16 protein-coding genes and 1 pseudogene are annotated in these 18,633 nt (G+C 71.5%); 2 read left to right on the top strand and 15 right to left on the bottom strand.

What is annotated here, in order from left to right:
* Positions 1–82: 82 nt before the first annotated feature.
* The 10 genes from ACYQ8Q_RS00230 to ACYQ8Q_RS00275 are packed head-to-tail and all read right to left on the bottom strand — an operon-like array spanning position 83 to position 9,658.
* Positions 83–1,144, bottom strand: coding sequence for a cytochrome P450 (locus ACYQ8Q_RS00230; RefSeq protein WP_460060565.1), 1,062 nt, complete (start codon positions 1,142–1,144; stop codon positions 83–85).
* Between the two features lie 2 nt (positions 1,145–1,146).
* Entirely contained in the window at positions 1,147–1,821 is a 675-nt protein-coding gene (locus ACYQ8Q_RS00235; protein ID WP_460060568.1) for an RraA family protein, read from the bottom strand.
* Positions 1,818–2,090 carry an acyl carrier protein gene (locus ACYQ8Q_RS00240; protein WP_460060571.1) on the bottom strand — a complete coding sequence of 91 codons (273 nt, stop codon included), beginning with the start codon at positions 2,088–2,090 and terminating at the stop codon, positions 1,818–1,820. The genes ACYQ8Q_RS00235 and ACYQ8Q_RS00240 overlap by 4 nt, the downstream gene beginning before the upstream one ends.
* A gap of 25 nt (positions 2,091–2,115) precedes the next feature.
* Complete coding sequence (locus ACYQ8Q_RS00245; RefSeq protein ID WP_460060574.1) at positions 2,116–3,321, bottom strand: aminotransferase class III-fold pyridoxal phosphate-dependent enzyme; 1,206 nt, start codon at positions 3,319–3,321, stop codon at positions 2,116–2,118.
* Positions 3,322–3,333: 12 nt separating this feature from the next.
* Complete coding sequence (locus ACYQ8Q_RS00250; RefSeq protein WP_460060577.1) at positions 3,334–4,908, bottom strand: amino acid adenylation domain-containing protein; 1,575 nt, start codon at positions 4,906–4,908, stop codon at positions 3,334–3,336.
* Positions 4,905–5,630: a hotdog domain-containing protein gene (locus ACYQ8Q_RS00255; RefSeq protein ID WP_460060580.1), complete on the bottom strand. Its 726-nt coding sequence runs from the start codon at positions 5,628–5,630 to the stop codon at positions 4,905–4,907. The genes ACYQ8Q_RS00250 and ACYQ8Q_RS00255 overlap by 4 nt, the downstream gene beginning before the upstream one ends.
* Positions 5,627–6,640 (bottom strand): hypothetical protein, encoded by a 1,014-nt coding sequence (locus ACYQ8Q_RS00260; RefSeq protein ID WP_460060581.1) that lies wholly within the window; start codon positions 6,638–6,640, stop codon positions 5,627–5,629. The genes ACYQ8Q_RS00255 and ACYQ8Q_RS00260 overlap by 4 nt, the downstream gene beginning before the upstream one ends.
* On the bottom strand, positions 6,637–8,391 hold the full coding sequence (locus tag ACYQ8Q_RS00265; protein WP_460060583.1) for an AMP-binding protein: 1,755 nt from the start codon (positions 8,389–8,391) through the stop codon (positions 6,637–6,639). Before ACYQ8Q_RS00265 ends, ACYQ8Q_RS00260 begins: the two co-directional genes overlap by 4 nt.
* Positions 8,388–8,645 (bottom strand): acyl carrier protein, encoded by a 258-nt coding sequence (locus tag ACYQ8Q_RS00270; protein ID WP_460060586.1) that lies wholly within the window; start codon positions 8,643–8,645, stop codon positions 8,388–8,390. Before ACYQ8Q_RS00270 ends, ACYQ8Q_RS00265 begins: the two co-directional genes overlap by 4 nt.
* On the bottom strand, positions 8,645–9,658 hold the full coding sequence (locus tag ACYQ8Q_RS00275; RefSeq protein ID WP_460060590.1) for a ferritin family protein: 1,014 nt from the start codon (positions 9,656–9,658) through the stop codon (positions 8,645–8,647). Before ACYQ8Q_RS00275 ends, ACYQ8Q_RS00270 begins: the two co-directional genes overlap by 1 nt.
* A 218-nt stretch (positions 9,659–9,876) precedes the next feature.
* Here ACYQ8Q_RS00275 and ACYQ8Q_RS00280 point away from each other — a divergent pair, with 218 nt between their 5' ends.
* A complete protein-coding gene (locus ACYQ8Q_RS00280; RefSeq protein WP_460060593.1) occupies positions 9,877–10,764 on the top strand; it encodes a helix-turn-helix domain-containing protein in 888 nt (295 codons plus the stop codon).
* Between the two features lie 398 nt (positions 10,765–11,162).
* Here ACYQ8Q_RS00280 and ACYQ8Q_RS00285 read toward each other — a convergent pair.
* The 3 genes and pseudogenes from ACYQ8Q_RS00285 to ACYQ8Q_RS00295 form a co-directional block, all read right to left on the bottom strand.
* Positions 11,163–11,337 (bottom strand): annotated as a pseudogene (locus tag ACYQ8Q_RS00285) (IS481 family transposase); the annotation flags it as partial.
* Positions 11,338–11,597: 260 nt separating this feature from the next.
* Positions 11,598–12,428, bottom strand: coding sequence for an SDR family NAD(P)-dependent oxidoreductase (locus tag ACYQ8Q_RS00290; RefSeq protein WP_460060595.1), 831 nt, complete (start codon positions 12,426–12,428; stop codon positions 11,598–11,600).
* Positions 12,421–15,291: an amino acid permease gene (locus ACYQ8Q_RS00295; RefSeq protein ID WP_460060596.1), complete on the bottom strand. Its 2,871-nt coding sequence runs from the start codon at positions 15,289–15,291 to the stop codon at positions 12,421–12,423. The genes ACYQ8Q_RS00290 and ACYQ8Q_RS00295 overlap by 8 nt, the downstream gene beginning before the upstream one ends.
* A 119-nt stretch (positions 15,292–15,410) precedes the next feature.
* On the opposite strand from ACYQ8Q_RS00295, the gene ACYQ8Q_RS00300 reads away from it, so the two are divergent.
* Positions 15,411–16,079, top strand: a complete 669-nt coding sequence (locus ACYQ8Q_RS00300) for a TetR/AcrR family transcriptional regulator (protein WP_460060599.1) — start codon at positions 15,411–15,413, stop codon at positions 16,077–16,079.
* Positions 16,080–16,231: 152 nt separating this feature from the next.
* Here ACYQ8Q_RS00300 and ACYQ8Q_RS00305 read toward each other — a convergent pair whose 3' ends face one another.
* The gene (locus tag ACYQ8Q_RS00305; RefSeq protein WP_460073107.1) at positions 16,232–17,677 is read right to left on the bottom strand and encodes an amino acid permease; all 1,446 of its coding nucleotides are present in this window, start codon (positions 17,675–17,677) and stop codon (positions 16,232–16,234) included.
* 181 nt (positions 17,678–17,858) lie between these two features.
* Positions 17,859–18,626: an SDR family NAD(P)-dependent oxidoreductase gene (locus ACYQ8Q_RS00310; RefSeq protein WP_460060601.1), complete on the bottom strand. Its 768-nt coding sequence runs from the start codon at positions 18,624–18,626 to the stop codon at positions 17,859–17,861.
* Between the last annotated feature and the right edge of the window lie 7 nt (positions 18,627–18,633).

Consider the following 18,633-nt stretch of genomic DNA (forward strand, 5'->3'; position numbering starts at 1 on the left):
TCAGCCGTGGCTGGTCCTCCCGAACCGCTCTTGAATCGTGGTCGTCGGGCAGTCGGTGCTCGGGCCGTGTCCACCGGGACGGTCAGCCCAGCGTCATGACGAGCCGTGTCGGCTGGTGAAAGACGTCGCCCTCGGCGCGGGCTTCCGCGCCGGCGGGCAGGGACGCGGTGGGGAAGCGCCGGACCAAGGCGGTGAGCAGGGTCTCCAGTTCGGCGAGTGCCAGACGGGCTCCCGCGCAGGCGTGGTTGCCGGTGCCGAAGGCCATGGCGGGGTGTCCGGGGCGGCCGGGCTCGAAGGCGCCGGGGCGCTCGAAGGCGTGTGAATCACGGTTGGCGGCGGCGAGGTCCAGCTCGACCATGGTGCCGCGGGTCAGCCGCAGCGGGCCGACCTCGGTCTCGCAGGAGGCGAAGCGGACGGTCCGCCGCAGCGGGGAGAGCCACCGCAGCGCCTCCCTGACGGTCTCCGACGGGGAGAACTCCCCCTCGCGCAGGGCCTGCCACGTGCCCGGGTGACGGAGCAGGCAGACCATGAGGTTGCCCGTTGCCGCCGCAGTGGTCTCGACACCCGCCGCGAGCAGGAGCAGAGCGGTACGGACCACGGTGTCGGTGGCGGCGGACCGCGAGGACGCGCCGATGCGTTCGGTCAGCAGGCTCAGCAGAGTGCCGGGCGGTGGCTGCTCACGCAGACAGCGACGCAGATAACCGTCCAGCTCGTCACGGGCCCCGGCAGCCTCGACCGGCGGTCCAGGAGTCGCTATGTGGGCGACGATCGGCCGTAGCCGCGCCCACACCCAGTCCTCGTCCTCCTCCGGGCAGCCGAGCACCCGCAGGACGACTCGGGTGGGTAGCCGGCGGCCGACGGCCTCCATGAAGTCGACCGGGTTCCCGCGGGGCAGAGCGGAGACGAGATCCCGGACCACGGGGTCGACGGCGCGGGACTGCCACTGGGTCATGTGTCCCGGAGTGAACCAGGTCACGTGGGACCGCAGCGTACGTCGGCGGGGGCCGTCGACATCGATCGCGGTCGGCCCGAACAGCTGACGGGTGGCCCGGAAGGGGTGGTCCACGGTGAAGTGCGGGCTGCGCAGCACGTGCTGGACCGACCAGTGGTCGCTCAGCAGCAGCGGGGGCGGCTTGGTGAGCACCGTCAGACCTCGAACCGCAGCGGGGCCCGGCCTGCCAGGAAGTCCCCCAGCCCGCACAGCTCGCCCAGGGTCTCACCGGCCCGCAGCTTGCCCTTGAGCTCTTCCTCCCGCTCGGCCAGCAACACCGCGGCGCGCAGCACGGCGCTGACATACCGCTGGGTGACGGTCAGGACCCCGTCGCCGTCCGCGAAGATCCAGTCGCCCGGCCGCAGGGTGCACGAGCCCAACGTGACGCTCTCCGGCACCTCGCGGGCCGGGGCCTTGGCGGTCTTTGCCGACACGTAGGTCACCTGCGAGCTGAACACCGGGAACGCCATCTCGGGCAGTGAGTCCACGTCACGGACGGCGCCGTCCACAATGAGGCCGGCGATGCCGCGCTCCTTGCAGGCGGTGACGTAGATGTCGCCCGCCAGGGCCTCCGAGCGCTCCGTCGTGTTGTGCACCACGATCACCGAGCCCGGCGGTGCCAGGTCGAGGGCCTGCAGGCAGGGCAGCATGTCGTTGTCCGTCGCCACCGGGAAGGCCGGGCCGGCGGCGCTCAGTCCTGGGGTGCGCGAGCGCAGGGGCGTGTCGACCACCGTGGCGACGTCGGGGGCCGCGTCATGCAACAGGGCGCAGCCGAGCCTGTCGAACAGCGACGCCAGCCGACGTACCGTCACCTCGTCCTGCACCGTCATCCTGTCACCTCCGTGGCCGCGGCCGCCGAGCGGACCATGTCGTACAGGCCGTTCATCGTGTAGAAGGAGCTGATCGAGTAGTTCTCCACCGGGATGTCCTGGCCGCTCAGCTCCTCCAGGAAGACGATCAGCTCCACCAGGCGCAGTGAGTCGATCAGCCCGAGGACGAAGAGGTTGTCGTCCGGGCCGAATTCGGCCGGTCCCACCGGGTTGTGCTTGACCAGGAAGTCCTGGACGGCACTGACGAATTCCGTACGGTCGGGCATCATCTCTGCTTCTCCGTTTTCTGCGGGCTCAGGTTGATGCGGCGCGGCATGTGTCCTGGGCGACCCCGGCGGACACCGCCTCGGTCAGCGTGTTCAGGGCGTCGGCCAGTTGGTCGGGGGGAATCGTCACGGGCGGGGCTATGCGGATCCGCTCACCGCGATGACCGCCGACGAACGCGATGACGCCGTCGAGGAAGCAACGGCCGACGACTTCCCGGCCGAGTCCTCCCGGCACTTCGAACGACAGCGTCGGGCCGGTCACGTGGACGCGGCGTACGCCGCCGAGGGCCTCCAGGGTGTCCGCACTGGCGCGCAGCCGCCGCTCGACTCCGGCCACGAGGTCGGCGACCGGGGCGGCGTCCAGGTAGCGAGTCACTGCGGCGGCGGCCCGGTAGCCGAGGACCCCGGTCTGGAAGGTGTGTGCCAGCCGTATCGGGTCCGGCGCGCCATGGCCCAGGCCGCTGTCGAAGACGACTGCGGAGAGCGGATAGGCGCCGTTGGTCATGGACTTGCTGAACAGCAGGATGTCCGGGGTCAGGCCCCACGACCGGGCGACGCTGAGTTCGCCGTGCCGGTAGTAGCCGCTCTGCACCTCGTCGGCGATCACCACGACGCCGGCCGCCCGGGCTTGCCCCGCCAGGCCGCGCAGCCATTCCCGCGGGAGCGGCACGTACCCGTTGGCCCCCTGCACGGGTTCGAACAGCAGACACGAGTACGGTTCCCAGTCCGGGACCGGGGCGCCTGGAGCGAGGAAGTCGACGTTCTGCCCCAGTTGGGTCACGCCGGGGCCGGCCTGGAGGGCGATGTCGTGCTGGATTCCGGTGGCGGCCAGGGTGTCCTGGCCGAGCCCGTGGAACGCGCCTTGCATGGCCAGTATCCGGCCGGGTCGTGCGCGGGCCGCCAGGGCGAGCGAGGTCGACACGGCGAAACTGCCGCCGATCTGGAACAGGACCCGGTGGTCGGGCAGGCCGAGCCGCTCGCACAGCCAGTCGGCGACCGTGTCGGCCTCCGGCGGGTAGAAGCAGCCCGACAGGTCGGCCGTCATACCGGCCGCCGGGTCGATGTCGGGATTGCGGTGACCGAAGTTGACCGCGCCGTACGCGCTCATGAGGTCGGTGTAGTCGTGTGGCGCCTCCCCCGGGGCGGCCAGGGTGAGGGTGGCGTTCCGCGCTCCCAGCAGGACGTGTTCGTCGGAAATGACCTGGGATTCGTCGAGCAGACTGCGCCGTGGCATGCCCACCATCTCTCAGTCGGAGGAGTTGTCACGCGCGAGGTCCGCGCTGATCAGTGCTGACAGCGCCGCGCGGTCGAGCTTGCCGTGCACCGACAGCGGCAGGGCCGGGACGAACACGACGTAGCGGGGCACCATGTAGTCCGGAAGCTGCTTCTGGCAGAAGGAGCGCAGGCCGGGTTCGGTGAGCCGGCCGGGCGCGGTAGGCACCACGGCTGCCGCCAGTTCGTCGCCGCCACCGGTGTCCACCGTGAGGGCGGCGGCGTGCGCCACGCCGGGGTGTTCCAGCAGCACCCGTTCGAGCTCGGCGAGTTCCACCCGGTTCCCGCGGACCTGGACCTGGAAGTCGCGCCGTCCGAGGAACGTGAACTCCCCGTCCTCCGTCCTCCGCGCCAGGTCGCCGGTACGCAGTACGGGTTCCGGGGCCATGGGCCTCAGCGGATCGGGCACGAGGGCCGCCCGGGTGGCCTCGGGGTCCGCCCAGTAGCCGCTGAACAGCGTCGTTGCCCGCAGGTACAGCTCGCCAGTCCCGCCGGGCTTGGTGACCTCCTCGCCCGATTCGTCGATCAGCATCAGCTCGGCGCCGTCGTGCGCCCGGCCGATGGGCATGTCCTCCCACGCGTCCGGAAGGGGTTGGGGCAGGTCCCGGAACGAGCACTGGATCGACTCCGACTGGCCGTAGCCGTGGGTGAGTCGCACACCGGGGAACAGGTCGGCGAGCCTGCGTACCTGGGCACCCGGGAAGTGCTCCCCGGTGAAGTGGATGCCGGTGATGCGGGCCGGTACCTCGGTGCCCTGCCCGGCCGTCGCCAGCAACGGCCGCCAGATGGACGGAACTCCGCTGACGTGGGTGACCTCGTGATCCGCCAGGTAGCGCAGCATCCGCCGGGGATGGTGCACGAGGATCCGCGGCACCTGGACCAGGGTGGCACCGGAGCCCAGGGCGAGGCCGAGGTCGAGGATGCTCAGGTCGAAGCTCATGGGGGAGAACGTGGCGACCCGGGCGGTGGGGGGAAGTGAGAAGTGCCGGGTCAGCGCCCGGACGAAGGCGACGAGCGCGCGGTGCGAGTTGGTGATGCCCTTGGGGCGTCCGGTCGTCCCGGAGGTGAAGACGATGTACGCCGGATCCGTGCCGAGCGTACGCCGCCGGGCGCCGTGGTGTTCGGGGCACGCGTCGTGGAACCGCAGGCCGTCGGCGGTGACGTCGGCGACGCGTGCCGCAGGCACCGGGAGCGGCCGGCCGCCGGGGCTGTCCGGCGCCCGCAGCCAGGCAGTGGCCGCCACGTGGTCGAGAATCTGCCGTACGCGGTGCTGGGGGGTGTCCGGCGACACCGGAACGTACACCGCGCCGGCCATGGAGCAGGCGAGCAGCACACCCACCGCCTCCGGGACGGGGTCCAGGCTCACCAGGACGCGTTCGCCGTCGGTGATCCCGCGCCGGACGAGTTCGGCCGCGCACGTACGCGCGTACCGGGCCAGGTACCCGCGGGTCCAGCGGCCGGTCGGACCGTCGACGGCCTCCTGGTCGCCGGCGCCGGGCAGCAGGACGTCGTGGAGCAGCGGGTCCGTGGGAAGCCCGGTGCCGTTCACGGCGCTTCCCCCGGGAAGTCGAGGCAGTCGACCAGTCTGCGCAGCGCCGCCGTGTCGCCGTCGAGCCGGACCTCGGGATGAGCGGCCACCTCGTCGAGGGTCCTGCGTCGGCGGCTCAGGTCGTGCCAGTGCTCGGCCGGGCCCCGGTAGACGACGTCGAGTTCCGCGTCCCAGCCCTGGTTGCCGGTGAGGCCGTGCGGGGTGGCGCGAAGCGTCCACGTACCGTTCGGTGCGTCCTCCAGGTGAAGGCCCAGCACCACGGCGGAGCCGATCCGCTCCGGCCGGTACACCCGGTGCAGTGGTTCCATCCAGCGGTCGGTGGCGACGGCGATGAGGATGCCCTGTCCCCGGAAGGAGAACGGGCCGTCGACCGTACCGCCCTCGACGACGGCGGTCAGCCGGCGGCCGGAGGTCCGCTCGACGCTGCCCCGCAGGTGCAGGCGCCGCTCCACCGGGGTGGGGCGAGCGTAGTCGATCTCCACGTGCGCGGTCATGGTCGGGCTTCCGGCCGCGGCCATCCCGATCAGGGCCAGCGCCTCGTCCACCAGCGCGGCGAGGTATCCGCCGTGCGCGATGCCGGGTGCGCCCGCGGCATGACCGGGTATGGTGTGCTCGCCCACGGCGCTGCCGTCCTGCCAGGTCATCCGCAGGCCGAGACCCCGGTCGTTGCCACTCCCGCAGCCGTAGCAGTCGGGGTAGTGCTCCAGCGCCGCCGTACTCATGGGGTCCGGTCCTCTCTGCTCACCTGGGTGTCCACCTCGGCCGGGCAGCCGCTGTCGGGGCCGTGGGTCGCGAGCGCCGGTCTGGGCGGCCCCGCGAGCGGGATGAGCCGGTTGCTGGTGGAGCCGTGGCAGAACTCCTCGAAGTCCGGCCGGGCGGTACCGTCCAGTCGTGCGAAGGAGCACAGCCCGGGGTCCAGGGCCTTCTCCGTTCCGTCCTCGTCGACGCACTCCAGCCGGGCGTGGTTGAGGAACGCCATGACCCCGAGCAGCACGGTCCGCCGGGCCCGCGCCGGGATGCCCAGCCGACGGCACTCCTCCTCCATCAGAAGGCTGCCTCCCACACAGTCGGCCATGCCCAACTGCCGCAGCCGCGCGGTGTCCGAGGCGAGTTCGAACGGGATGGACTGGAAACGGAAGTCCTCCACCAGCCACCGCATCAGTTCCCGCAGGCGAGCGGAGACCAGGGTCCGCCGGACCCCGGCGGTGGTGACCTGCCAGGTGAGCTCGATCGGTCCCCGCGCGCCGGCGATCTCCAGCGAGGTGGCCGTGACCTCGGGCGCCGGGTGCCCGGACAGCTGCCGCACATGGCCGCCGTACGCCTCCGGAACCGGCTTGACCACGCGCCACGGGTCCCCGTCGGCGCACCGCGCCGGGTCCCCGCAGCGGGCCCGCAGCCGCAACGTCCACTCGAGGGGCCGCACCCAGGTCCCGGGGTCGGAGCGGGCCAGGCGGGTCACGAAGTGTGCGGCGTACTCGGGCAACGAGCGGCGGGTGCTCGAGTACAGGCCGAGGTTGTAGATGTCGTAACCGTCGAACCTCTGGGCGCCCTCCGGGCCTTCGCAGGGCAGTCCCTCGCGGATCAGCAGGTCCAGGGTCCGGTCGTCGCAGCGCAGTGTCGTCAGCACGGTGGCCCGGTTCTGGTCGGCGCGGCGGTAGGGGGCCGGTATGGGGATCAACGCGGCCAGCGAGTCCAGCCACAGCTGGTCGCTCCGCGGTGCCGTGGTCGTCATGACACCTCCATCCGGTCCTCCGTGTCCGTGCTGCTGCCTGTGGCCTGAGGCTTCGGGGTGTACGCCACCACGCCGTCCGGTCGCTCCGGCCCCGTCAGGCGCTGCCACAACAGCCTGCGGCGCGGCTTGCCGCTGGTGGTTCGGGCGATGGCGCCGGGCGGACCGTGGAACATCAGCCGGCGCACATCCGCGCCGACGCAGGCCCGAAGTACCGCGGACACGGTGTCCCAGGGCACCTCTGCCGCGCCATCGGCGCCCACGCGACCCTCGACCAGCAGCACGACGGTGTCGTCGGCGCCGTCGGCGCCGAGCAGGGCGGCGACCCGGTGTCGGGTCCTGTCCAGGCAGTCGGCCACCCGCTCCTCGACGTCCTCGGCGAAGACGGTGCGGCCCCGGACCTTCAGGGCGTCACCCATCCGGCCGACGACGAACAGCTCGCCGCCGCGGAGGAATCCCGCGTCGCCGGTCCGCAGCCGGCCGTCCCCGTCGGCCACCGGGAGGATCCCGTCGCGGGTGCGGAAGCCGCTCGCCACACAGGGGCCACGGACCGTGATCTCGCCGATCCTGCCCTCGGCCGCGGTGGCGCCGTCCTCGTCCAGGATCCGTATCTCGGCCCCGGCGAGCGGAGTGCCGCATCCCACCAGCGGGCTCTCGATGACGGTGCCGGGGTCCGCCGTGGGCTCCGGACGGCCGGGCCGCAGCGGTGACGGGTGGCCGGCCACCACCCGCGGTCCGGCCGGCGGGGCGCAGACGCGCACCCGGTCCCCGGGCCGGACACCGGTGACGGCCAACGTGCTCTCCGCCAGGCCGTACGCGGGACACAGCGCCGCCTCGTCGAAGCCCCACGGCCGCAGCGCGGCGGCGAACCGGCCCAGCAGTCCGGGTGTGATCCGCTCGGCACCCACGATCGCGGACCGCCAGCGGCTGAAGTCCCAGCCTTCGAGCGCCTGGGGCCGTGCCGTGACGTACCGCAGGACGTGCGCCAGGCCGAACGCGGGTGTCGCGGTCAAGACCGCGCCGTGCACACCGAAGCACTCCAACCACAGCAGCGGCGAGCGGACGAACTGCACCTGGCTGAGGGCCAGCACGCTCGTCCCGGTCACCACCGGCGTGAGCAGGCAGCCGATCAGTCCCATGTCGTGGTGGAAGGGCAGCCAGGTGGCCGTGGTGTCGCCCGGCCGCATGCCCAGCCATCCCGCGATGCCCGCCAGGTTGGTCTCCAGGCTCTCCCGGCTCACCTCCACGGCGCGCGGATCGCCGGTGGACCCCGAGGTGAACTGCAACAACGCCGCCTCGGCCGCGGGCGGCCGGGCGAGCGACGGGCTGCCGCGGCGGACCTGTCCGACGGTGAGGAGCGGGAAACCGCCGCCAGCGGTTCGACACGCCTGCCCGACCAGTTCCAGTCCGTCGGCGTCGGTCAGGACCGCGCTCGGCCGGGCCGCCCACAGCAGCCGGCTCGTCTGCTCCACGTACGCCGCCGAGTTGGCGAAGGCTGCCGGCGGAGCGATCGGGTTGGGGGTGGCGCCGGCGGCCAGCGCCCCGAAGAAGGCGATGACGAAGTCATGGCCGGTGGGAAGGACGAGCGACACGACATCGCCGGACCGGATCCCGGTGTCGCGCAGCCCTCCTGCGACCCGCAGCACGGCCTCGGCGGTGGAACGGTGGCTGTGCCGCTGCCAGTCGTCACCGGCGCGGAAGCTGATCCCGGCGCTCTCCGCCGGGTCGTCGAGCCAGCCGAGCAGCGATGTCATACGCCGTCCCCGGCGAGCTTGGCGATCAGTTCCTCGACGTCCCCCACGGTGACGATGTCGAGCATCGCGGTCTCCTCGACCTCGCTGATCCCGAACCGTTCCTCAAGCGCCACGGCCAGCTGGATCAGCTGCAGAGAGTCGAACCCGAGGTCGTCGGTGAGCCTGAGCGTCCGGGTCACCGTCCCCGGATCCGTTCGGCCGACCTCGGCGATGATGGCGTGGACCCGTTCCGCGATGGTCTCGTGCGAGAGCACTAACGCCCCTTTCCGGTTCCGCCGGCCCCCTGCTGGGCCAGTCGGCTGGGATGACGCGTACCGTGCAGTTCCTCGTACTCGTCGACTGCTGTCGCACAGTCGGCGTACCAGGCACGACGCACGTCGTCGGTGAGGTCCCGCAAGCCGATGCTCACCAGGCGCCGGTGCAGGGCGTCGGCCGCGGCGTCCCACTGGCCGGCCAGCAATCGTCCGTGCCGAGCGACGACGAACGGCAGCGCGAGTGTGGTCAGGCGCCGTTCGGGATCCACCAGGGCCCGGGCCACCACCGGCATGCTCTGGACCACCTCCTCGGCGATGGCGTCCCGGTAGCCACCGCGGACGCCGTCGCGGAGCGCGATGATCCCGAAAGCCGCGTGCCGGGCCTCGTCGCGCGCCACTCTGGCCAGGCCCTCCGACACGGCGGTCAGCCCGGGCAGGGCGCGTACGGTGTCGCTGAGCGAGTGGAGGAGCGTCATCGCGAGAACGCCCTCGGCCAGCAGGTGGTACAGGGTCACCGCCCGGTACCAGTCGGCGGGATCGCCGTTCGGCCGAACCGCGGCGGTGCGCTCCACGAGCCTGCGTTCGACGACATCGGCCAGTGCCTCGGTGCGTCTGCCCTCGGTGTGCAGGTCGTCCGGGCGGTGCTGCCCGAGGCCGGTGAGCGCGTCCAGACAGCGCTGGAAGAACAGCGTGTGCCGGGCCTCGTCGGCGAGTTGGGTGCACAGGAACAGCTGGTAGTCGTACCGGGGTGCCGCGTGTGCCAGTGGCGCCAGTGTCTCGGTCACGGAGACCTCGCCCAGGAAGAGACCGCTCAACCCGGCCAGCAGCCCTGTCCGGACGACCTCGGGCAGCGCGTCCCAGGCGGGGCGGTCCGCGGCCAGGTCGAGGTCGGCGATCCTCCAGTTGCGCTGCTCCCACCCGTCGTACAGGCCGAGCGCCCCGGCCCCTTCGTCTTCGTGCAACCCCTCGGACTCGTAGATTCTCGCCTCTGACGTGGTGTCCGGCACAGTCACTCTGCCTTCCTCGGGTCAGGACGGCGGAAGCCTCGTCGGTCTCGTCGCGCCCTGCTCGCCCCGAGCCTGCCGGAGAGCCGTCGGGATGTATTGAAGAAATTCGCACTCCCGTGCGTGATCAATGGCTGACAAGCACCTGTGGCAGAGGTGGTTGAACAATGCATCATTATTGACCCGCTCGATGCTGGGTACGTCGTGGACTGGAGGGGTCACCCCACGTGTGTCACTGGACGTTGTTCCCCGACCACTCCCCTTCCGTCGCCACCCCGCAGGCAAGAGGCGCGGGCCTTGGCTGTCGGCGCTACAGGATCAGCCGGGGCGGACGCCAGCGGTGGCTTCAGGCGCCCACCAGCTGGACAACGCTCACCCTGGCGTTCAAGGGCGAGCTGCGCATCAGCGGCCCGGTGGGTGCGCCGACCGGGACGCAGCTGTTCTCCTCGTCGCTGGCCGGACCGCACACCCGGGCCAGGCTCAGGGAACACAGCGGCTCGTACATCGGCCTCGAAATCGCCCTGCCACCGTGGGAGGCGTTCCGGACCTTCGGCGTGACCATGCACGAGCTTGCCGAACAGGTCGTCCGCCCTGGTCAGTTGCTGGGGAGGCGGTTCGATACGCTGGCCGCCGCTCTGACGGCGACCCGGCGGTGGAAGGAGCGTCTGCACATCCTCGACGTCATGCTGAGGAAGTGGGCCGCCACCGGACCCGAGTACTCCCCGGGAATCCTGGGGGCTTGGCAGGAACTGGCGCGTACCTCGGGCACGATCCCCATCGGTCGACTGGTCGACGGGACACAGTGGAGCTGGCGCCAACTGCAAGAGCGCTTCCGCGAGCAGATCGGCCTGTTGCCCAAGGCGGCGGCCCGTGTGTTACGGCTGCGGAAGGCTCTCATGATGCTGACGGCCAACCAGCCGTCGGCCAGCGTCGCGACCGCTTGCGGCTTCAGCGACCAGGCCCACCTGACACGCGAGCTCAGGGCGATGACCGGCCGTACCGCTTTGTGGTACCTCCGCGGGCGGGGCACTGCGGGGAACGGGCCGCGCGGGGCCACGACGGGGACCGGGTCCGTATGGCCGACCGACGCCGAAGTGCGTCTGCTCATCCTGTGACCGCCCGCGGTCGGGCGAGTGATCGGCATACGGGCAGGCGGAAGGGCCGGCGTCTCGTGGAGACGATCAGCCCCGACGGCCAGGGTCGTGTCCCGCTTCGTGGTGTGAGGGGTCTACCTTTGATCTTGCGCAGTGCTCCCTCGTTCACGGGAGAAGTGAAGCGCATCTCACCACTGACGCACGGGACTTAGCGCAGTCGGGACCGGACTCCGGCCTCGGGTCCACTCGGCCGCAGGCGCCGGCGAATCATGCCCGAGCCGAAGCCGAGTTGCCGCGGCAGATGCTCCCAGGTGATGCCGGCCTGGGTGTAGAACACCTGCGTCCGGCGCCGGAAGACGGACGTCGACGGCGTGGCGCAGGTAGCTGTGACCCGCGCCGGAGCGGGTCCTGCGGCCGGCCTGGCGGACGCTGGAGGGGGTCAGTCGCAGCAGGTGGGCGATGCGTGCCGGTCCCCAGCGGCGCAGGAGGCGGACCTTGATGATCCGCTCGGCGCAGGATCCGGCCGTCCTCGATGACGCAGCAGGCCAGGCGCAGGCGGCCGGTCTCGGTCAGGGGTCCGTCGCGGTGGGGCATGAGGGCCTTCCCGGTCGGTGCGGACGTCACAATCCACACCGAAGCCGGAAGGCCCTCACCTGTTCAGGATTCCCCGGCCGGGACCTGTCTCGCCCGTCCGCAACCTCCCCGGACAGAACACCTGGGCCGCGGCCGTGCACCGTTGTCCTGCGGCGCGCGAACACACGGATGCACCGGCCCTTGGGTCCGTCGGCACACCGCGTGGCGGAACCGTGGTCCCCCTGCCGTAGCCCGCACCCCGTTCGGTGCCGGCCGCCTCGTCACGCCCGCGCCTTTCCCTTGCGCGCCAGGTACTTGGCGCGTCCGCGCCGCCCGATCGCCTCGGCGGGGCCTAGGAGCGGTGGGACGAGCCACGGGAACGACTCCAGGACGCGGCACATGACCGAGTCGCTGTAGAGCAGGTAGTACTCGAGCCTTCGCGTGCGCAGGGCACGGTCCACCACCTGGGCGACGTCGTCCGCCGTACTCACCTTGCCGAGGAAGTTGAGCAGGCTGCCGTCGTCGTGGGTCGCCTCGTGGAGGAGCATCGGCGTGTCGACGGCGCTGGGGTAGATCCCGCTGACGGCCACCCCGGTCCCGCGCAGTTCGGCGCCGAGTGCGGCGAGGTAGGCCCGCAGCCCGGCCTTGGCCGCCGAGTACGCCGCCGAACCCGGCAGCGCGAGGATGCCCCCCATGGACACCGTGGCGACGATGTGGCCGCGTCCGCGCGCCTTCATGACGCGGGCCGCGGCGGCGGCGAGTTCGACGACCGATCCGAGCATGACGTCGAGCTGGAGCCGCAGCTGAGTGGCCGTGGCCTCCGCTGCGTCGCCCGGGATGATCACCCCGGCGTTGAGGAAGACCAGTTCCAGACGGTCGGCCCACTCCTCTTCGATCCGGGCGCACAGGGCGGAGACGGCATCCCGGTCGGACAGGTCGCAGCCCACCGGGACGGCGTCCGCGCCGGCCGCGGTGGCCGCCTTCGCGGCGAGTGTCGCGTCACGCTCGACGCACAGCAGGGTGCGGCCCTGGGAGGCGAGGCGGGTGCAGACCGCCTCGCCGATGCCACCTGCGGCGCCCGTGACGAGCGCGAGAGACGTACGGTCAGACATGGCTGGGCTCCTTCGGGGGCTCGGTCGTGGTGGTGGAGGACCAGTCGGAGGGCGCGTCGGCCCGCTGACCGTCAAAGGTGTGGTCGTCCACGTCGTGCCACCCGAACCGGTCACGGAACCGGGCGAGATGGGCCATGTACGTGGTGCGCTCGACGTAGTTGGTGTGGCGCGGGCTGTCGACGTAGGTGACACCGCCGCGCAGGTCCGGGGTGTCGGTGCGCTTCAGCAAGGTCAGTTCGTCCTTGCGGACACCCGTTTCCCGGGCGTTGATGTCGATCATGATGAGCTGGGCCATCTCGTCGAACCGCTTGTACGCGGCGTCCGCGAACTCGACGAATCCGAGCACGTACAGGGAGTCCAGCTCGCGTGCGAAGACGTTCAGGTACAGCTGCGGGTGGCCGTACTTCCAGGGGAGCAGCTCGGGGTCGAGGAACGGCATCCGGTACTCGTAGCCCGTGGCGAGGAGGATCTCGTCGACCTCGGCCTCGGTGCCGTCGGAGAACACGACGCCGGTCTCGGTCAGGCGCGTGATGTCCGGTTTGGCGACGAGATCGCCGTGCGCCAGATGGTGGAGCACCTGGGTGTTCATGATCGGGTGGCTGCTGAGCGCGTCGTGGTCCGGCGTCGGCAGTCCGAGCCGGGTCAGGTCGCCGACGAGCGCGTCGAGCATCGCGTTGACGTCGCCGGAGAGCACCAGCCCCTTCGGCGGGTCGAGTCTGCCGGAGAGCAGGGCGTCGGTCGGCAGCCCGGCGATGTGCTTGGGCACGAACCGGTAGCCGCGCCGGACCGACAGGTAGGCCGTGTCCGCGTGGCGAGCGGCGTCGCAGGCGATGTCGACCCCGGAGTTCCCGGCCCCGACGATCAGGACCCGCTTGCCCCGCAACTCCAGGCCGTCGCGGAACGTCAGCGAGTGGCGGAGCGTGCCCCGGAAGGTCTCCCGGCCCGGCAGGGCGACCTCGTTCGGGTGCCAGGTGACGCCCGGGCAGCAGATGAGCCCGTCGTACTCGTGGACCGTCCCGTCGGACAGCGTGACCCGCCAGCGGTCGTCGGCGATCGGCTCGGCCGAGGCCACCTCGGTGCCGAATCTGACGTGCCGGTAGAGGTCGTACTGCCGGCCGAAGTCCCGGACGTAGTCGCGGATGTCGCGCCAGCCCGGGTAGTCCGGCAGGCGGGACGGCATCGGCGCGCCGTAGAAGCCGCTGGTGTACTTGGAGCTGATGAAGTGGCAGCTCTCGTACATCGGGCTGCCCCGGTGTTCGGGGTCCCAGATCCCGCCGAAGTCGGGGTTGCGTTCGTACCAGTCGAAGGGGACGCCCTCGCGCAGCAGGTTGCGGGCCATGATCATGCCGGAGGGGCCGGCGCCGACGACGCAGTAGCGCCGGGTGTAGGCCGGCCGCTGCTGCGGCGTGCGCGGGTCCGGGCGGTGCCGGTTCCTCGTGCCGGCGAGCTGGGAGTAGGCGAGGGGACGCCGGGCGCGCAGCCGCTGTGCGGCGCCCGCACCGGCGGCGGCCGTGACGACGATGAGCAGCGGTACGGCGTTGAGCAGCGCGTTGTCCGTGCCGGTCAGGGTCGCGTAGTGGAGGGAGGCCAGGACGAACGCCGTCCCGAGCCCGAGGGCGCCGACCACGGGGGCGACGACGCCCGAGAACGGCCGCCGGTCGTCCCGTCCGCGGAAGAACACGAAGACGGCCGCTGCCGTCACCGCCTGGACGAGGACGACCGACAGCGTGCCCAGACTGACGACCGCCGAGGCGATGACCTCGTAGGGGTCCGCGCCCGCCAGCCCCATGACGCCGACGACACCGACCGTGACCGCGGTGACCAGGGCGCTGCCGACGTGCGGGCTCTGGTGCACCGGGTGGTAGCGGCCGAGCGCGCGGGGGGCCACCTGCTCCCGGCCCAGGGCGAAGAGGTAGCGGCTCGCCGCGTTGTGCAGGGCGATCCAGGAGGCGAGGACGCTGGTGCACAGCAGGACCGCGGCGGCGTCGAGCAGCGCGGTCCCGCCGTACTGCTCCGCGAGGGTGAAGACGAGGTCGCCCAGGTCCTCGCGGGCCCGCTGGGGAGCGGCGGTGCCGCCCGCCCCGCCGATCACGGCCCAGGAGGTGAGCACGTAGAAGACGGCGATGGACGCCACCGAGATGTAGAGGGCGCGCGGGATGCTGCGTTCCGGTGTCCTGGTCTCCTCGCCGTACAGCGCCGCGGACTCGAAGCCGACGAAGCTGGTGAAGGCGAACATGACCGCGATGCCCAGCGAGCCGCCGAACAGCTGCCCGGCCGAGAACGCCTCCGCCGGGAACGCCTGCGCGCCCCGGTGACCGACGACGAGCACGTCGAGCACGAGCAGGACCGCGAACTCCAGGCCCATGAGGAGGCCGAGGAACCGGGCGGAGACATCGGCGCTGCGGTGCCCGAACAGCGTCACGACGACGACTCCGGCCGCGCTGAAGACGCCCCACGGGACGTCCGTGCCGGACTGTGCGAGGACCAGCGAGGTGAAGTAGCCGAACACCGCCGCCATGCCGACCGCGAGCGACAGGTAGCCGAGCGCGGCCACGTAGGCGGTGGCGGCACCGGCCCGCTTGCCGAGCGCGCGGGCTACGAAGACGTAGAAGGCGCCGTCGTTCGCCACGCGTCTGCTCATCGCCGAGTAGCCGGCCGCGAAGCACAGCAGGACCACGGCGGCGATGACGTAGGCGGCGGGCAGCGAGATGCCGTCGCCCCGTACGAGGGCGAGCGGTTCGTTGCCCGCGATGGCCGCCATCGGAGCGGCCGCAGCGATGACCAGGAACACCACCCTGCGGGTGGACAGCACGCGCCGTGTGCGCTCCGGATCCGATGTCTCATGTCGTTGATCGGTCCCCATGGCTCCTCCTTCTCCTGACCCGATGGCGAGGTGGAGGGGAGCATATTCATTTTTTGGTCGCGTGACCAGATTAATTGGGCAGGCGACCAAATTCGGTCGGCCGTGCCAGACTGACGCGCATGAGCGCCGAGCCCGTCGAGTCAGTGAAGTCAGCCAGCAGACGCCGTCGTGCGCACCGCGCCACCAGCGAGGAACTCGTCGCGGCGGCGATCCGGGTCATCGGGCGGGAGGGTGTCGCGGCCGCGACCACGCGCAAGATCGCCGAGGAGGCCGGGGTGCCGCAGGGCACCGTCCACTACTGGTTCGCGGACAAGAACGCGCTGCTCGAGGACGTGGTGCGCGAGATCACCGCCCGGCTCGAACGGACCGTCGCCATCGGCGACCGGCCGGGCGGAGGGACGACGCGGGAGGACCTGGGGGCGGCCCTGCGCGCGGCGTGGGACGAGGTCGTCGACAGCGACCCGGGCACCCAGCTCGCCTACTACGAGCTCACGGCCCTCGCGCTGCGCACCCCGTCGATGCGTGAGCTCGCCCGCCTTCAGTACCGTGGGTACCGCGACCTGGCGGCCCGCTCGCTCGCCCCCGTCCTCAGCGGCGTCGCGCCCCGACGGGCGGCCGCGCTCGCCCAGTTCGTCGCGGTCACCTTCGACGGTCTGGCCCTGGCCTGGCTGGCCGACCCCGAGGGCACGGATCCCGGGCAGACGCTCGACATGCTGGTCGACGTGGTGCTCCGGGCCAAGGAGGCCTCGGACACAACCCGCACGCCCACGGCCGGCACCACCGGGTGACCTCCGCAGCGCGGCCAGGGCCTGCGGGCGGGGCGGAACCGGCGCGCAGGTGAACGAAGCGGCGGGCACCCGGGGGTGCTCCCGGATGCCCGCCGCTTGTGTGCCGTCGTTCCGCCGCCGGTGCGCGAGCCCGGCGACGGCCGACTGCCCCATCACGCCAGTTGGTTGAGGTCCCGCTCGATGGCCGCGAGTTCCTCCGCGCTCCCCTGGACCTTCGGCCCGGTGAACCAGGTGCGGGCCGACAGCAGCCACCAGGCACCGGCGAAGCCGAGCACGACCACCACCGCGACCGGAGCGTAGTTGAACGTCTTGGCGGTGACCGGACTGACCTGGGGCAGCATGAACAGGACGGTCACGAACGCCACCCACACCACGGCCGTGATCGCGACCGGCTTGCTCCAGCGGCCCAGCTGCCACGGACCGGCGGCGAAGTCGTCGCCCTGGCGCAGCCGCAGGTAGATCGGGATGACGTACGCGATGAACAGACCGATGACGGCGATGGAGGTCACGGCGGCGTACGCGGTGGGGTTGATGAGGTAGGGCAGCCCGAGGAGGAACGCGCCGCCGGAGGCGAGCCAGACCGCGTTGGTCGGGGTGCGGGTGTGGTCGCTGATCCTGTGCCAGATCCTGGAGCCCGGCAGGGCGCCGTCGCGCGAGAAGGCGTAGATCATGCGCGAGTTGGCGGTCACCGAGGACATGCCGCAGAAGAACTGGGCGCCGATGACGATGAGCAGGAGCAGCTTGCCACCGGTCGCGCCGAGCGCGTCGAGGAAGATCTGCACGGGCGGCACCCCGGTGCTGCTGCCGAGTGCTCCGTCGTACGACTGGATGGCGAAGGTGACGCCGATCAGCAGGATCCAGCCGGCGACCAGGGAGACGAGGATGGAGTTGACGATGCCGCGCGGACCGGACCGGGCGGCGTCGTGGGTCTCCTCCGTCATGTGGGCGGAGGCGTCGAAGCCGGTCAGGGTGTACTGGGCGAGGAGGAGGCCCAGGAGGGAGACGTAGAGGCCGCTTCCCCATCCGGTGTTGTTGACGAAGTGCCCGAAGACGAAGCCCGCGGACTGGTGCCTGCCGGGGAAGACGATCAGTGCCAGGACGACCACGGCGACGCCGATGACCTGCCACCAGACGCTGATGTTGTTGAGCAGGGCGACGACCTTGACGCCACGGACGTTGAGCAGGGCGTGGACCAGGAGGGTGATGCCGAAGAGCAGCACCGTGTGCCCGGGCGTGGCCGCGAAGCCGAACTGGAGGTCCAGGAAGGCGTTGAGGAACTGGGCGAGACCGAAGTCGATGCCGGCGGTGACGGCGACCTGGCCGAGGAAGTTGAACCAGCCCGTGAACCAGGCCCAGGCGGGGCCGTTGCTCTTGGCGAGCTTGGCCGCCCAGTAGTACAGGCCGCCCGCGGTCGGGTAGCTGGAGCAGACCTCCGCCATCCCCAGGCCCACGGTGAGGGTGAGCAGACCGACGACGGGCCACCCCCACACCATCACGGCCGGGCCTCCGGTGTTCATGCCGAAGCCGTACAGGGTCATACAGCCGGAGAGGATGCAGATGATCGTGAAGGAGACGGCGAAGTTGGAGAACGGCGACATGCTGCGCTCCAGCTCCTGGGCGTAGCCCAGTTCGTGGAGGCGGGCCTCGTCGTCGCTGACCGCGGCCTGTCTCTTGCCGACGGGCTCGGCCTGCTCGACGCTTTCTGAAGCCATGGGGAACCCCTTTGACTGAGGTGCTGGCGGGGACGGGGTGGGGGTACGGCTGCGGGTGGGTCGAGGGTTACTGCGAGGTCATGCCGCCGTCGACGGCGACGACACTGCCGGTCATGAAGCTCGCCTCGTCGGAGGCGAGGAAAAGGGCCACGTTGGCGATCTCGCGCGGCTCGCCGGGCCGGCCGATCGGCTGGAAGGAGTCGATGGTGTCGTACACCCGCTCCAGGCCGCCGAGGAGTTCGGCGTGGGCGTGGTTGATCGGGGTGTCGACCCAGCCCGGGCAGATGACGTTGCAGCGGATGCCCTGCTTGGCGTAGTCGAGCGCGACGCCCTTGGTGAGCATCACGCTCGCGCCTTTGGACGCCGAGTAGACCGTGAGGAAGGGCTCGCTGACAAGCCCGTTCACGCTGGAGATGTTCACGATCGACCCGCCGCCCTGCTCCAGCATGTGCGGGATCACCGCCCGGCAGCCGTAGAGCTGGCCCTTGACGTTGATGTCCAGGGTCCGGTCGATGATGTCGTCGGGGACCTCGTGCAACAGGCCCGGCAGGTTCACCCCGGCGTTGTTCACCAGGACGTCGACCCTGCCCCAGTCCGCCACGGTGGCCGCCACCATCGCGTCGACGGCGGCGCTGGAGGAGACGTCCACCGTGCGGGCCCGGGAGGTCCCGCCGGCCTCGGTGATCTCGGCCGCCGTGCGGGCGGCGGCGTCGGCGGAGACGTCGGCGCAGAGCACCAGGCCGCCCTCCTCGGCCAGCCGGTGGGCGATCGCCCGTCCGATGCCCGACCCGGCGCCGGTGACGACACAGACCTTGCCGGCGACGCGGCCCTGCACTGTCCCA

It is taken from the genome of Streptomyces sp. YKOK-I1 (assembly GCF_054660435.1).